This window comes from Bradyrhizobium sp. MI1.4 (assembly GCF_055811315.1).
This window is the reverse complement of the sequence record NZ_JBVVPP010000012.1, coordinates 122,486-135,944: the sequence shown is the minus strand read 5'-3', so window position 1 is coordinate 135,944 and position 13,459 is coordinate 122,486. Positions and strand designations below refer to the sequence as shown.

Below are 13,459 nucleotides of genomic sequence, written 5' to 3'. Positions count from 1 at the left end.
GATCGAAGCTCGCCACTATCGCCGCGCCTCGATGACGATAGCCTGGATCTTGCCTTCGATCGGTCCGGACCCATGGCGCGTTCGGATCGCCTCGGCAACGATGTCGGTCGCAGCCTGAAGCTTGCTGGCATCGCGTGCCTCGATCTCGCTGCGCAGCGGCGTGCCCTGGCAGAGCGCGATCGCGACGTGCTCGGGCGACGGGGCCCGGCTTATTTCAGCTCGCGTTTCGATCGATATGTCACGGAAGCCTGCGCGTTCGAGGTCGGTTCTGATGACGGCCTTGTCGTGATAGCCGTGCGGCGTCCGGGCCATGAAACGAGGCGGGTCGTCGGGAAACAGCTTTTCGAGCGCGACGGTCGCTTCATGCGTCAGCACATTGTCCTCGATGCGATCCCAGACGTTGAACACGAACGTGCCATTGCCGTTGAGGACGCGCTTCACTTCCCCGTAGGCCTTCACGCGGTCCGGAAAGAACATGGCGCCGAACTGGCAGCAGACCACGTCGAAGGCTGCATCGTCGAAGGGCAGGGCCGATGCGTCGGCCTGGCGCCACGAGATGCGATCGTCGTCTGCCTGACGCTGCGCCGCGACAGCCAGCATCGGCTCGTTGAGGTCGGTCGCGACATAACGAACGCCGCGCGGCAGCGCCGCCGCCACCGCGCGCGTCACGGCGCCGGTGCCTGCCGCGATCTCGAGCAGCACGGAGGGAGACCGGGCCGCGACACGTCTTGCGATGTCGTCGGCGTAAACGGCGAAGATCATCGGCACCAGATATTCGTCGTAAAGCTTCGGGATCGAGCCGGCGAAAACCTTGTCAGTGTTGGACATGCTTGCCTCGCTGAAGTTCGGAGACGAGGCTCACGTTACCATGGATTGCCGTCTACCGCGCCAGTAGCGCGGTGAATCCGGCCGATGCCTGCATCGCCTTGCTGGCCGCCGGCGTCATCGGCTTGCGCCGACCTCGCGGATCGGCCGCGTGCCGTCCCAGTTGGCCGCCGCCTGCCGGACCTTCTCGAAGAACGGCCCCTTGGTGCCGCTGATGTCGGAGATCTCGATCACGGTGCCTGGATGGGCCTGGGTGTCGAAATAGGCAAAGCGTCCTCTGTCGCCGCCGATCTGGCCCTCGTGGCCGATCCTGTAGCCGAGCCCGAGCGCCCTGTCGTAGAGCGCCTGGTAGTCGTGGCTCCAGTAGGACATGTGCTGGAGGCCTTCGTGGCCGGACTCGAGGAATTCCCTATATAGCGAGGGCGCGTCGTTGCGCTGCTGGATCAGCTCGATCTGGAGGTCGCCGGAATTGGCCAGCGCGATGCTCATCTCGACGGCGGAGTTTTCGCCGCGATGGCAAAACCAGTCGGTCTTGACGCGGTCCATGTAGTACCAGGGACCGACGCCCATCACCTCGATCCAGTGCTTCATCGCGGAGTGGATGTCCCGCACCACATAACCGTTCTGGCGTACCGCGCCGAAGATGCGGCTCATGCCCGCGCTCCTCTTGTCAGCTTGATCACTTCAGTTCAATGCCCGCGTCCTTGGCAACCTGCTTCCAGGCCGCGATGTCGCGGGCGTTGATGTCACGCTGCTCGTCGCCCGGCACGAATTGCGGCGTGATGCCAAGCCCCAGCAGCTTCTCCTTCACCTCGGCATCGGCGAGCGCGTCCTTCAGCGCCGCGGACAGCTTTCTTGCGATCGGTTCGGCAAGCCCCGCAGGCGCATACATCGCCCAGGACAGGCTGCGGTCGAACGGCACGCCTTGTTCCTTGTAGCTTGCGACATCCGGCAGGCTCGGCGAGCGTTCGCCGCAGGCGGCCAGCGCCTTGATCGAGCCGTCCTTCACCAGCGGCGTCGCGGTCGCCATGTCGAGCGTCGCCAGCGAGATGTGGCCGCCGAGCAGATCGCCGGCCAGTTTGGCGATGCCGTTGAACGGCACGTGGTCCATCTTGATTCCGGTCTGCTGCATCAGGATTTCCGCGCAGAACTGTCCGGTCGAGCCGACGCCCCAGCTTCCGTACTGGATCGGCTCGCCCTTCCTGGCCAGCGCGATCAGGCCCTTGATGTCGTTGGCGGCAAAATCCTTGGTCGCCACCAGCATGATCGAGGACGTGCCGATGCGCCCGATCGTGGTGAAATCCTTGATCGAATCGTAAGGCAGTTTCGGATAGATCGCCGGCGCCAGCACATGCGTGGTCATGCCGCCTACGGTGATGGTGTAGCCGTCATTCGCCGACGCCGCGACCATCTGGGTGCCGAGCGTGCCGGCAGCCCCGGTGTGGTTCTCGATATAGACGCTCTGTCCGAGCGTCTTGCCCATCCTGTCGCCGAGCAGTCGTCCGATCACGTCGCCGCCGCCACCGGCCGCATAAGGCAGCAGCATCCTGATCTTGTGCGTGGGATAGGCGGCCGGATCCTCGGCCCGCGCAGGCAGCATTGCCGAGAACGTTATGACCAATGACAAAGTTGCGGCGCGCAGCAGACGAAAATGGACGAAGCGCGCCATGACCTGATCTCCCCAGATTGCTCTCCGCTTCTTTTGAGAGCGGAGTTGAAGCGCAAGACCGAACGAGCGACCGCGCCGGCGGTTGACTAGCGAACGATCGTTCGTTAGTCAAGCCCGCATGGCTGTCCACACCACCAGCGCGGCGGAAGCGGCTGCGCCCACGACCCGCGCGCGCATTCTCGCCGAGGCGCTCGATCTGTTCGCGCAGAGCGGCTATGGCGGCGCCTCGATGCGCGAGCTCGCGCGTCGCGTCGGCATTCGCGAGAGCAGCCTCTACAATCACTTCGCCGGCAAGGCCGCGATCCTCGAGGCGATCGTCAGCGAGCACGGCCCGGCCAGCTCGGCGAGCCGGCTGGAAGAGCCGCGCTACAAGCAGCTCGCGCGCCAGCCCGCCGCGTTCTGCCGCCAGTTTGCACTGGATCTCGTCGAGCAATGGTCCGATCCGCGCGAGCACCAGTTCCAGAAAGTGATCACCGCCGAGCGCAACCGCGTGCCCGGCATCCGCGCCAAATTCGCCGATCATTTCTATGCGCGCGAGCAGAGCATGATGACGGATTATTTCCGCGGCTTTGCGCTCGCCGGTCTCGTCTCGACGCCGGACCCACGCGAGACCGCGCGGCTGTTCGCGGCCGGGCTGATCTACATCCGTCTCGAGCATTACGTGATGGGCGCGGCACCGTCGCCGCGGCCGAAGGTGATCGAGGCGATCGACTGCTATCTCGCCTTCTTCCTGTCGCTGATCGCGGCGGATGGCGGGACACAGGACAAAAAGAAACGAAAAGCCAAGGGAGAGACTCGTGGCAAGGCTGCCCCTGATTGATCCGGAGACGACGAGCGGCGACATCCGCGCCTCGTTCGACCGCATGCCGGTCAAGCTGAATATTTTCCGCATGATGGCCCATGCCGAGGCCAACATGATCCCGGCGATGCGGCTCGGCAATTCGATCCTGCACAAGCAGAAGCTCAGTGCGGTCCATCGCGAGCTCCTGATCCTTCAGGCCGCCCAGCTCGAAGGCGGTGCCTATGAATGGCGCCAGCACGTGCCGATCGCGCTCGGAATCGGCTGCACGCAAGCACAGATCGATGCGGTCGAGCGGGCCGACTACGATGCCGCCGGCCTGAGCGAGGCCGAGCGCGCGCTGCTGAAATTCGGCCGCGAAGTGGTCGAGCACGTTCGCGTTCCCGAGCTGATCTTCGCCGCCATGCGCGCGCATTTCAGCGACCAGGAGATCGTCGAATCCATCGTCGCGCTCGGCTTCTACATGATGATGGCGCGTGTCACCGAGGCGACCGAGACCGATCTCGACCCGGCAGCCGGCATGAAGGTCTACGACAGCGGCAAGAGATAGGCGGCGCGCATGCGTGAGAATTCCGAGACCAGGCCGGAGCGCTATGTTCTCCCGCCGAGCGCGGAATCGCTGGGCGAAGCGCGGGGCAGGGGACGCCTTGAGAGGCGTCGCATCCTGATCGCCGGCGGTGGCCAGCGTGTGTTCGACGCCGCCACCGATCCGATCGGCAACGGCCGCGCCATGAGCATTCTTGCGCGCGCGAGGGCGCGAAGGTCGCAGTCGCCGATCTCAACCACACCTCCGCGCAGCAGACCGTCAAGCACATCACCGACGAAGGCGGCGAGGGCTTTGCCATCACGGCCGATGTCACCTCTGAATCCGACGTCCAGCGCATGATCGAGGAAGCACATCGCGCCATGGGCGGGCTCGACGGCATGGTCCTCAACATCGGCACCTTCGGCAAGGTCGGCCTCGACGCCGTCAGCCCCGAGGAGTGGAATGCGATCTACGACGTCAACGTTCGCGGTCCGATGCTGTGCTGCCGCGCGGGCCTGCCGAAATTCGGCAACGGCGGATCGATCGTCTTCATCTCCTCCATCGCCGCTCTGAAGGCCGGCTCGCAGATGGCGGTGTATGATTCCTCGAAAGCCGCCCTCGGCGGCCTCATGCGCAACATCGCCCATCTCGGATCGCGCCGCGGCATCCGCGCCAACCTCGTCTATCCCGGTCTCGTCGACACGCCGAACGGTCGCGAGGCCGGCGCCGGCCGCCCCTCGCGCGGCAAGGGTCACGTCCCGTTCGGCCGCCAGGCCACCGCCTGGGAAATCGCCTATGCCGTGCTGTTCTTCCTCTCGGACGAGAGCGTCTACGTCACCGCGCAAACGCTCGCGGTCGATAGCGGCCTGAGCGGGATGTGACGTCGATCCGTAACAGGCTGCGGCTCGACGCGACAGTTTCGCAGGGCCTGCTCATCTGATAAGCCTCAAAGGCATGAAAACCACATTGCTGAAATCCGAAGACTACGCCCGCTCGCCCTGGAAGAACGGCGGCGGCATCTTCACCGATATTGCGGATGCCCATCGCGCTGAATCCGTGAAGGATTGGGACAGCCTGCTCTGGCGCTTCGCGACCACGCCGATTGTGGCGCCGGGGCCATTCTCCCATATGCCCGGCATCGACCGCCTGCAGATGGTGGTCGGCGGACGCGGGCTGGTGCTGAAGTCGCCCACCGAGGAATTCGACGAGCGCGAGCCGTTCACGACGGTGCGCTTCACCGGCGAGCTCGAGATCGTGACCCGGCTCGAGGAAGGGCGAGTCGAGGTGGTGAATTTGATGGGCCGGCGCGGTGCGGTCGCGCTTGAGCTCGAAGCGCTTAAGGAGCCCGGTGAGCGGCGATTGTCCGCCGGCACGCATCTAATTTATGCGGCGCGCGGCGACTGCACTATCCGTCTCGAAGGCACGGATTTTTCGATTTCGCACGAAAACACCTTGAAAGTCGAACTGACGGGGGCATCGACGCTTGCGCTCGTCTCGGGGCTGGCCGTGCTGGGCTCTATCCAGATCGTCGGCTGAACGGCGTTCCAGCCCACCAGAGCGATGCGCACAATCCGTGCAACTGGCTAGGTTGACGCCGTCGCGCCGGAGCACGATATCTGCCCTGATGCAGCCGCCGCCCAAAAGCCAAAGCACGATATGGGCGGCCACGATATGAACGGGCAGATATGACCGCGCCAGAGAACAAATCCGCCACGCTGTCCGACGGCGTCGTCGACTGGTTGATCAACGGCACGCGCGACCAGCGCTTTATCGACAATATCTTTGCCGAGATGTGCATCCGGCTTCAGCAGGCCGGCATTCCGCTGGCGCGCTCAACCCTTCACGTGCTGATCCAGCACCCGCAATGGCTGGGCGCCCGCTTCATGTGGGCCGACGGCATGCGCGAGGCAGAGATTGCACGGGTCGACCATGACGTCCGCGAGCGGTCTGAATATATCGGCAGTCCCGCCAACGAAATGTTCGACGGCGCGACCGAGTTGCGCGAAAATCTCGAGCAGGACCCAGCGCTCGGCCGCAAGCACGCGCTCTACCGCGAGATGCGCGCGCAGGGCCTCACCGACTATGTGGCTTGGCCGCTCTATCATACGCTCGGCAAGCGCCATCTCGTCACCTTCGCGACCAACCGGCCCGGCGGCTTCGACGACACCCATGTCGCTGCCCTCAAGAACTTGTTGCCTGTGCTGGCGCTGGTCAGCGAGATCCGCGTTAAGAATCGATTGGCGCGAACGCTGCTCGAGACCTATGTCGGCTCTCATGCCGGCGAGCTCATCCTGGCCGGCGCCACGCGGCGCGGTACCGGTACGACGGTGCGCGCCGCGATCATGATCTGCGATCTGCGCGACTTCACCAAGATTTCCGACAATTGGCCGCGCGACGACGTCATCGATCTGCTCAACGATTATTTCGACGCGATGTCGGAGCCGATCGCGCGGCATGGCGGCGAGATCCTGAAATTCATCGGTGACGGCCTGCTCGCCATCTTTCCGCTGAGCGAGCCCAAGGCCTGCGCAAACCTGCTGCATGCCGTGACCGAAGCCAGGCAGGCCATGATCGCGTTGAACGCGCGCAACGACGGCACCGGCCGAGCGCCGCTGAACTACGGCATCGGCGTCCATGTCGGCGACGTCATGTACGGCAATATCGGATCGTCCACCCGGCTCGACTTCACCGTGATCGGTCCCGCCGTCAACATGGCCTCACGCCTCGAAGCCTTGACCAAGCAATTGGGAAAGAAAGTGTTGCTGTCACGCGACTTTGCCGAGCTGGTCGAGCGAGAGTTCGAGCTGGAGCATGTCGGAAAATATGAGGTGCGCGGCTTCAGCGATCCGATCGAGCTTTTTGCGTTTTGAAGATGACGGAGGCCCCCGGCTAAGCAGCGGGCGATCATCGAGTCCTGTTGCCAACGCAGGATTGTGTGACTACGCTCGGTGCGAAGCGCAACCAAGCGTTTCGTCCAAGCGTGTCATCGATCGGCCGCAGTACATGCCAAAATTCCTCCGCATCGGAATCCATCAGTCGAACGTATCGGGTTACACGTCGAAGGCGTGGTGTGTCCGGCGCGTTGGCACGGCGATCCTCCTGAAATGGGGCGCCGTGGAAGTCCACGGCGCGGGTGACGGACGAAAGGTCTACTGGACGCGTCTGCCGCAGCAGAAGACAATTCGCTGCGGCAGCGCGCAGCGTGCCCAGGATTACGCCAAGGCCGCGATCGCGCGGCGCCGCAATCATCGCTATGAACCGCTGACCGGCGCGATCGTGCTCCGGCGCCGACCGGCCGCAGGCAACACCGAGCTCAAGCGGGCGCTTGCCACGATCCTGATCGTCGATATCGTCGGCTCCACCGCAAAAGCCGCAAAGCTCGGCGATGTCCGCTGGACCAAGATCATGGGCCATTATTACGCGGCGGTCCGCAAGGAGCTGAAGAGCTCGCGCGGCAAGGAAGTCACGACGACGGGCGACGGCGTGCTGGCGACGTTCAAGACGCCGGCCGCCGGAATCAATTGCGCGACCGCGATCCAGAAGGCCGTGCGTACGCTCGGCCTCGAGATCAGGGTCGGCCTGCATGCCGGCGAATACACCGTGAGCGGCACTGAGGCGGTCGGCCTCGCCTTCCACATCGGCACCCGCGTCGCCGCAAAGGCGAGCGCCGGCGAGGTGCTGGTGTCGAGCGCGGTGAAGGAGCTGATGGCGTCGCAGTCGGCGATCAACCTGAAAGATCACGGCATTCACCGGCTCAAGGGCGTGCCGGAAAAATGGAGACTCTATAGAGTGGAGGGGTGAGAGTGGGTGAAGCTCTCACCGTCCTTCGTAAACGGGTGGACGCTTCTGTGCCTCGGCATCCCGCCCTTCCTGGAAGTCCCTGGTCGTGAGCAGCGCACGATATTGGTCGCCAAGTTGGGCAAGCGCGGCCTCGGGGTCTTCGAGCGCAAGGTGCGAGGACGCAATCGAGGTCTTGATGCCGAGGGGAGCGCATGCGGCGATCTTCTCGGCGATCTCGACGGCCTTCGCGCGAGCGGCGTCGCGGTTTGTTGCCACCTCCTGAACCGTTCCCATCCGGAGCGCTTCGTTCGCATCCCAATGATCGCCCGTCAGAATGAACCGCATGGCATTTCCCCAGCCGGCTTCTCGTGGGAAGCGAACGGTTGAGCCGCCGCCGGGAAAGCGGCCGTGCGTGTTCTCGTCCTGGCCGAAATCCGTGTCTTCCGATGCTATGCGGATGTCCGCAACGAGGAAGATTTCGTGCGCCATATTCCAGGTATCGCCATGCACCGCGACAATCAGCGGCTTGGTGAGCGCTGGTTTGGTTCGCCCGAGAGGGTCGATGAAGCCGGGTCCCTCCATCATCGTCTTTCCCGATTGAACAAATGCCTTGTAGGCGTCGACATCGACGCCTCTGGAGAAGCGTTCGCCGTAGCCGAACAGAACCGCTGCACGCAGCGAGGGATCTCGATCGTACTGGTAGTAGGCTCTCGCCAGGCTCTCTGTCGCCTCCGGGTCCAGCCGATTGTCGATGCCAGGCCGGTTGATGCCGATCAGCACGATGTGGCCTTTGCGCTCGATGGTGATCTTCGTCCGCTCACCGTACGGAATGTCCGCCATCGGCGCGGACTCGTCAGATTGTGACATCATGGATTCTGTCTTCCCGTGCTGATGAGAGCGCTGCAGCAATGATGTGGTATCATGCAGAAGATTGCATCAGGCCCGACATGGGCGATCGTGCGTATCGGAAAACGCATCTGCGTTTTCGAAACGACGATGAACGAGGGTGTGGGCTCAAGAGCGTGCCGGAGCGGTGGCGGGGTGGGGACTGAGGCGATTGCGCGCGGGGCGGATCCACGCCCTCATCTCATCTGGACGACGATTTTCCCCCTGGCTCGTCCCTTTTCGAGATAGGCCAGCGCGTCTTTCGCCTGTTCGAACGGAAAGACCTTGTCGATCACCGGCCGGATACGCTCCGCCTTGAGAAGCTCGCCGATCTCGGCGAGTTGCCTGCCGTCCGGGTGCACGAACACGAACGAATACTCCGCGCCGATCTTGCCGGCGCGGCGAATGATCTTGCGGCTCAGCCATCCGAACAGGAACACCATGACGACGTTCATCCCGCGGTCGCGCGCGAACGCGGCGTCCGGCGGCCCGACCAGCGAGGCAATCCTGCTCCCCCGCTTCAGGATCCGAAGCGATGTCTCGACCGCATCGCCCCTGAGCGTGCCCAGCACCGCGTCGTAGTCCCGCAGCACTTCCTCGAATTGCTGGATCTTGTAGTCGATCACCTCGTCAGCCCCGAGGCTGCGCACCAGATCGATATTTCCAGTGCTGGTCGTCGTCCCCACTTTGGCGCCGAAATATTTCGCGAGCTGGATCGCGAACGTGCCGATCCCGCCGGCGCCGGCGGGGATGAAGACTTTCTGGCCGGGTTTGAGACGTATGCGCTCCCTAAGAGCTTGCCACGATGTCAGGCCGACCATCGGGATCGAGGCCGCGTGCACGAAGTCCAGGTTCGGCGGCTTGAGCGCGGCGGCATCCTCCGGCACGGTCGCGAATTCGGCGAGAGCGCCTGTGCCGAGATCAAAGATGCTGGCGAAGACGGCGTCGCCCGGCTTGAAGCGGGTCACGCGGCTTCCGACCTCGACGACGACGCCCGCCAGGTCGCTGCCCAGCGTGGCCGGCAGTTCAAACTTCAGGATCGGCTTGAACGTTCCCTTCGGAATCATGTTGTCGATCGGGTTCAACCCCGCGGCATGAACCTGGACCAGGATTTCGTTCGGCTTCGGCGTCGGCCGCGGGATATCGGCCAACGCGATCTGGTCCGGCTTGCCGTAGCGCTTGAACACGAGGGCTCTCATTTTTTCTCTCGGTCCGAAGGTTCTTCGCACTGGCAAGATTGCGGCCCTCAGAAAGCCCGCGCGGTGCGGGCGGGCTGCGGCGCCGCCGTCGCATCCAGCCGCAAATCCTTTCGGATTCCGGCATCCACCAGGGCTGCGGGCGCGAACCGGCGCAGAAATCGCAGGCGCTTCGCAAGGCTGCCGGCCGCGTATTTGAGTTGCGGGCGCACCGCGCTCGCGGCCTTCAGCACGGCATCGGCCACGACGCCGGGCTGTTCGGCCGTCGCCATCACCTCGTTCACCCGCTTGGTCACGCCGGCGCGCGCCTCGCGATATTCGTCGAGCGTGGCGTCGGGCTCCATGAAGTTCGCGTCGAACGGCGTCTTGGTGTAGGCGGGCTCGACTACGGAGACCCGGATGCCCCGCGTGCGCAGTTCATGGTCGAGCGATTCCGAATAGCCTGCCACGGCGTGCTTGGTCGCGGCATAGAGCGCGCCGTAAGGCATCGGCAGAAAGCCGAGCACTGAGCCGATGTTGATGATGCGGCCGCTTCCATGGCGCCGCATGTGCGGCACGACGGCGCGCGTCATCCGGATCAGGCCGAAGAAGTTCGTCTCGAAAATCGCGCGCGCCTGCTCCATCGAGCTCTCTTCCGCGCCGGCAGGGGCAACGCCGAAGCCGGCGTTGTTGACGAGCAGGTCGATGCGACCCTCGCGCCGGATCACTTCGCCGACGGCGGCTTCCACCGATGCATCGCTGGTGACGTCGAGAGCCAGCATCTCGAACGCCTGCTTGCCCGCCTGCGCGCCCCGCCTGCTGGTGCCGAACACCTTGTAGCCGGCGTTCGCGAGTCGCTCCGCCGTCGCCTGGCCGATGCCTGAGGAGGCGCCGGTCACTAGCGCGATCTTCGGTGTAATCCTGTTCATAATGCCTCTCCGACGCCACTACCGGGCCTGAAATCGTTTGATTACGATCGTAACTATTGATATACATGACGATCGTAATTATAAAAGTCAAGCCCCGCCTCTAAGGATCGGTCCCATGCGCGTCTCAAAGGAACAGGCCGCCAAAAATCGCGAGCATATTCTCGAGACTGCCTCGCGCCTGCTGCGGGAGCGCGGCATCGCCGGCGTCGGTGTCGACGCACTCGCCGAGGCGGCCGGGATGACGCACGGCAGCCTCTACAGCCAGTTCGGCTCCAAGGAGCGGCTGGTCGAGGAGGCGGTGGCCCATGCGATCGACGCCAAGGGTCAGGAATTCCCCGAGGCCTTCGAGCTCGAGGACTATGTTTCGCACTATCTCTCGCCGGGGCATCGCGACGATCCCGCCGCCGGCTGCCCCTTCGCTGCGCTCGCCTGTGAAGTGTCACGTCAAAGCGGCGGCCTGAAGCAGCGTTTCACCGCCGGCGTGCGCGGCGTGATCGGCTTGCTGAGCAGCCGAATGGCCGCCGATCTGAAGCCACGCCAGCGCGAGGACAAGGCGCTCGCCGCCGCCGCCTCCATGGTGGGAGCCCTCGTGCTTGCCCGCGCCGTGGACGATCCCAAGCTGTCGGACGATATTCTTCGCGCGACGAGGAATTCGCTGGCGGGGTGAGGCCGCGTCCCGGCGGGGCGCCGAAAGTCCGGAACAAAATTCCGGTGACGACGTTCGACGTCGCGGACAGCCAAAAGCGATGGCTGCCGATCTTCGACATCGACATACTTTCGAACGCGCATGGATGACTACAGCGATCTGGTGCTCGGCATGTTGGCCCTGGCCGTCGCTGCCCTCCTGTTGGTGGCGGGCGAGCTCTATCTCGTGACCCGGCCAGAGCCGCCGCAAACTCACGCGCCGGCCCCACCGGTCGTTACATCGTCGGCCGAAACCATTTTTTGTCATGTCGATTTTGGAGCGTAAGCAGACCAACTCGAAGAGGTGGGCAATGGGAAGCACTGCAACTGTTCCGATGCTGTCGTCTGAGGGCGGATTGACACATTACCTGGCGGAAATTCGCAAGTTTCCGATGCTGCGGCCCGATCAGGAAATCGCCTACGCCAAGCGATGGCGCGAGCACGGCGACCGCGAGGCAGCCTATCATCTCGTCACAAGCCATCTGCGGCTCGTTGCCAGGATTGCGATGGGATATCGCGGCTACGGCCTGCCGGTTGCGGACATCATTTCCGAAGGAAACGTCGGCCTGATGCACGCCGTCAAGCGTTTTGAGCCGGAGCGGGGCTTTCGGCTCGCGACCTACGCGATGTGGTGGATCAAGGCGTCGATCCAGGAATACATCCTGCGGTCCTGGTCGCTGGTCAAGATTGCCAACAGCGGGGCGCAGAAGAAGCTGTTCTTCAAGCTTCGCCGGACCAAGGCGGAAATTTCCGCCCTGGAGGATGGTGATCTCCGTCCCGAGCACGCCAGCCGGATCGCGCGGCGGCTCGGCGTGCAGGAGAACGACGTCATCGAGATGAACCGGCGCCTCGGCGGCGACCTGTCGCTCAATGCCTTGGTGCGCGACGCCGACGGCAGGGAAGTCCAGGACTGGCTCGTCGACCCCGCGTCCAGTCCTGAAGCCGAATACGCCGAGCGGGAAGAAACCAGACGGAGGCGTGAAGCCCTCGCCGGCGCCATGGACGTCCTCAAGCCGCGCGAGCGCGACATTCTCGAGGCGCGCTGGCTCTCCGAGCCGCCGCTGAGACTTGAGCAGCTCGCGGCACGGTATGGCGTTTCACGCGAGCGGGTGCGGCAGATCGAAATGCGCGCGTTCGAAAAGGTTCGGGCTGCTATCGCCGGACGCCTGGCAGCCGGCTCTTGAAACCAAATCGGCGCCTCCTAATTCTTTTGGCAGCCGCATGCGAGTGCGGTGCCGGACGCCAAAGCAGGGTCCGGCGAGGCCATCGGGGCTCGCCCCGGTGATGCTCTTAATCCATGTTGCTCACAGGAGGATGTGGTTATGAGAACCGACGATATGTCTCCCCTCTGGCGTTCGACCATCGGTTTCGACCGCCGTTCCGCCGCGTCGCATCGCGATCGATGCTGCCGGCAATGCCGATCCGAAATCGAGCACTAGCAGGCGGCCTGACGAGTTGATCGTCCGGGCTTTGCAGCGCGTGCGTGGCCCTCGCCGCGCGCCGAGCTGCGCAAATCGACAATCAAGACAGGAGATAAGGAGAAACGACAATGGCACTACGCGATCTCATTCCGTGGAACAACGGCTCACGCAACATGGCCGTTCAACGCGGCGAAGCCGGCAACCCGCTGCTTGCGCTTCATCGTGAGATGAACCGGCTGTTCGACGACGCCTTCCGCAGCTTTGATCTCAGTCCGTTCGGCTCCTCGACCGCAATGGGCTGGCCGAACGTCGAACTCGACGAGAGCGACAAGGAAGTCAAGGTCGTCGCCGAGCTTCCCGGTCTCGAACAGAAGGACGTCAACGTCGAGCTTGCAAACGGCGTGCTGACGATCAGCGGCGAGAAGAAGAGTGAAACGGAAGACAAGGAGCGTCTCTTCAGCGAGCGTTACTATGGCCGTTTCGAGCGGCGCATTCCGGTCGATGACGTCGACCAGGACAATGTCGCGGCTTCCTTCAACAACGGCGTTCTCACCGTCACCCTGCCGAAGTCACCGGCGGCACAACAGAAGGTGAGGCGCATCGCGATCAAAGGCAAGTAAGCACCATGTGTAAGCATGGCCGTGGGGGGGGGGCGCCCCCCCCCCCCCCCCCCCCCCCGCGGCCGCCCGGGCGGGGGGGGGGGGGGGGGGCCAAATTTAATGGGACGAGGCGCCAGAAATAATCGGGGGGGGGGTTTGTGGGGGGG

15 protein-coding genes and 1 pseudogene are annotated in these 13,459 nt (G+C 64.0%); 10 read left to right on the top strand and 6 right to left on the bottom strand.

All coding sequences use genetic code 11. From position 1 onward, the window contains the following. Positions 1-15: 15 nt before the first annotated feature. The 3 genes from AC0L23_RS16700 to AC0L23_RS16690 form a co-directional block, all read right to left on the bottom strand. A complete protein-coding gene (locus AC0L23_RS16700; RefSeq protein WP_018455675.1) occupies positions 16-828 on the bottom strand; it encodes a class I SAM-dependent methyltransferase in 813 nt (270 codons plus the stop codon). 114 nt (positions 829-942) lie between these two features. Next, positions 943-1,479, bottom strand: a complete 537-nt coding sequence (locus AC0L23_RS16695; RefSeq protein ID WP_085350337.1) for a VOC family protein — start codon at positions 1,477-1,479, stop codon at positions 943-945. A 25-nt stretch (positions 1,480-1,504) separates the two neighbouring features. Then, positions 1,505-2,494, bottom strand: a complete 990-nt coding sequence (locus tag AC0L23_RS16690; protein WP_085384393.1) for a Bug family tripartite tricarboxylate transporter substrate binding protein — start codon at positions 2,492-2,494, stop codon at positions 1,505-1,507. Positions 2,495-2,612: 118 nt separating this feature from the next. On the opposite strand from AC0L23_RS16690, the gene AC0L23_RS16685 reads away from it, so the two are divergent. The 6 genes and pseudogenes from AC0L23_RS16685 (at position 2,613) to AC0L23_RS16660 (ending at position 7,620) form a co-directional block, all read left to right on the top strand. Continuing rightward, complete coding sequence (locus AC0L23_RS16685; protein ID WP_085350338.1) at positions 2,613-3,314, top strand: TetR/AcrR family transcriptional regulator; 702 nt, start codon at positions 2,613-2,615, stop codon at positions 3,312-3,314. Beyond that, complete coding sequence (locus tag AC0L23_RS16680; RefSeq protein WP_085384392.1) at positions 3,292-3,843, top strand: carboxymuconolactone decarboxylase family protein; 552 nt, start codon at positions 3,292-3,294, stop codon at positions 3,841-3,843. The genes AC0L23_RS16685 and AC0L23_RS16680 overlap by 23 nt, the downstream gene beginning before the upstream one ends. A gap of 9 nt (positions 3,844-3,852) precedes the next feature. After that, positions 3,853-4,700: pseudogene (locus AC0L23_RS16675) on the top strand (SDR family NAD(P)-dependent oxidoreductase). Positions 4,701-4,773: 73 nt separating this feature from the next. Further along, entirely contained in the window at positions 4,774-5,355 is a 582-nt protein-coding gene (locus tag AC0L23_RS16670; RefSeq protein WP_085359682.1) for a HutD/Ves family protein, read from the top strand. A 149-nt stretch (positions 5,356-5,504) separates the two neighbouring features. Continuing rightward, a complete protein-coding gene (locus tag AC0L23_RS16665; RefSeq protein ID WP_085350341.1) occupies positions 5,505-6,689 on the top strand; it encodes an adenylate/guanylate cyclase domain-containing protein in 1,185 nt (394 codons plus the stop codon). Between the two features lie 133 nt (positions 6,690-6,822). Continuing rightward, on the top strand, positions 6,823-7,620 hold the full coding sequence (locus AC0L23_RS16660) for an adenylate/guanylate cyclase domain-containing protein (protein ID WP_085350342.1): 798 nt from the start codon (positions 6,823-6,825) through the stop codon (positions 7,618-7,620). Between the two features lie 15 nt (positions 7,621-7,635). On the opposite strand, the gene AC0L23_RS16655 is transcribed toward AC0L23_RS16660, so the two are convergent. The 3 genes from AC0L23_RS16655 to AC0L23_RS16645 form a co-directional block, all read right to left on the bottom strand. Continuing rightward, positions 7,636-8,508 (bottom strand): enoyl-CoA hydratase-related protein, encoded by an 873-nt coding sequence (locus AC0L23_RS16655; protein ID WP_473297361.1) that lies wholly within the window; start codon positions 8,506-8,508, stop codon positions 7,636-7,638. 173 nt (positions 8,509-8,681) lie between these two features. After that, positions 8,682-9,683, bottom strand: a complete 1,002-nt coding sequence (locus AC0L23_RS16650; RefSeq protein WP_473357164.1) for an NADP-dependent oxidoreductase — start codon at positions 9,681-9,683, stop codon at positions 8,682-8,684. 47 nt (positions 9,684-9,730) lie between these two features. After that, positions 9,731-10,588, bottom strand: coding sequence for an oxidoreductase (locus AC0L23_RS16645; protein ID WP_085350345.1), 858 nt, complete (start codon positions 10,586-10,588; stop codon positions 9,731-9,733). Positions 10,589-10,703: 115 nt separating this feature from the next. Here AC0L23_RS16645 and AC0L23_RS16640 point away from each other — a divergent pair, with 115 nt between their 5' ends. The 4 genes from AC0L23_RS16640 to AC0L23_RS16625 all read left to right on the top strand — a co-directional run bounded on the left by AC0L23_RS16640 (position 10,704) and on the right by AC0L23_RS16625 (position 13,313). Continuing rightward, entirely contained in the window at positions 10,704-11,255 is a 552-nt protein-coding gene (locus AC0L23_RS16640; RefSeq protein WP_085350346.1) for a TetR/AcrR family transcriptional regulator, read from the top strand. A 120-nt stretch (positions 11,256-11,375) separates the two neighbouring features. After that, entirely contained in the window at positions 11,376-11,558 is a 183-nt protein-coding gene (locus tag AC0L23_RS16635; RefSeq protein WP_018455661.1) for a hypothetical protein, read from the top strand. Positions 11,559-11,583: 25 nt separating this feature from the next. Beyond that, positions 11,584-12,456 carry an RNA polymerase sigma factor RpoH gene (gene rpoH / locus AC0L23_RS16630; protein ID WP_026232998.1) on the top strand — a complete coding sequence of 291 codons (873 nt, stop codon included), beginning with the start codon at positions 11,584-11,586 and terminating at the stop codon, positions 12,454-12,456. Between the two features lie 365 nt (positions 12,457-12,821). Beyond that, positions 12,822-13,313, top strand: a complete 492-nt coding sequence (locus AC0L23_RS16625) for an Hsp20/alpha crystallin family protein (RefSeq protein ID WP_018455659.1) — start codon at positions 12,822-12,824, stop codon at positions 13,311-13,313. The last annotated feature ends 146 nt before the right edge of the window (positions 13,314-13,459 follow it).